Origin of the sequence: Faecalitalea cylindroides ATCC 27803, assembly GCF_000469305.1 — a bacterium.
GTDB classification, from domain to species: domain Bacteria; phylum Bacillota_I; class Bacilli_A; order Erysipelotrichales; family Erysipelotrichaceae; genus Faecalitalea; species Faecalitalea cylindroides.
On sequence record NZ_KI271023.1, the window covers coordinates 1 to 1018 of the forward strand.

The 1018-nt window shown below is 40.8% G+C and carries 1 protein-coding gene; it reads right to left on the reverse strand.

Annotated elements, in window-relative coordinates:
* Nucleotides 1–152: 152 nt before the first annotated feature.
* Nucleotides 153–806: a GNAT family N-acetyltransferase gene (locus HMPREF0367_RS07165; protein WP_035402772.1), complete on the reverse strand. Its 654-nt coding sequence runs from the start codon at nt 804–806 to the stop codon at nt 153–155.
* Nucleotides 807–1018 lie beyond the last annotated feature (212 nt).

Here is a 1018-nt window from a genome sequence, read left to right on the forward strand (position 1 = left end):
TTTTCGTAAAACCACCTATGTCGGGTGTCCTCGCCAACATATCTTTAAAGTTTTTACGCGATTTCTTCTTCACCCTGAATGTATCCGTATTTTTGCAATTGGCTGCGATATATTTGAAAATAGCAGGTGTCATCGCTGACCACATCAGTTTTTCACAGATGGTGTTTTTCATATTCATGCTCCTTCAAAACGTACTCATAAACGAGGGACTGATTGCCGGAGCCATCCTGAAAGGGCTTCTCTGCCACTTTCTTAAATCCACGTTTTTCATAAAACTCCCACGATGCAAGAGTGTTCGTAAAAAGCCGCACACGATCTGCTCCATCAGCTTTTGCCCGATTCAAAAATTGTGTGACCAATGCGGTTCCCAACCCCTTTCTGTAATTCCTTCTGGACGAAAGGGCAACGAGTTCCAGATCGCATTTCCCAAAGCTTTCCTTATCCCTTTCCTGTAACTGGCGGAAAAAGGCATCAAACTGCTTCTGGAATGGTACTGACATTTTATATCTTTTCAGATAGAACTTGAGAAACATTTTACACCAACGGCCATAGTGCTTTTTTGTTTCATACTGAGCTGACAGGGCCTTGCTGAAATGTTTATCATATTTTCCACAGATAAATCCTACGACCTGATGATCCTCCGCTTCCGCAACATAGGTAAAATTACATTTTTCAATCAGGATCTGTGCGTAATCACACAGAAGTATTTTATCGTTCTGATCCATAGGGCATGAAAAGAATCCTTCGTAAAAGCAATTCCCGCAGGCCGCAGCATCTTCTTTCTTATATGGACGAACAGTAAACATAGATGTACCCTCCTATACACAATCGGGTTAGCAACAACTAACTAATATTATATCAGGAGACGTATAGGACTGCAATTCATTTTCTACCTGTTAATCATTTGATAGTGACATGGCGGGTCATGAGAAACCTCCTTCCATTTTAGAGTAAAGGAAGAGCAGGAGACATAGTAAGAGATTTCCTACTGAATGCGAATCATATTCTGTTTTATATC

What these genes read in the sequence shown, in the direction of transcription:
- HMPREF0367_RS07165 (WP_035402772.1), bottom strand. Translation starts at nt 806, where the DNA reads ATGTTTACTGTTCGTCCATATAAGAAAGAAGATGCTGCGGCCTGCGGG.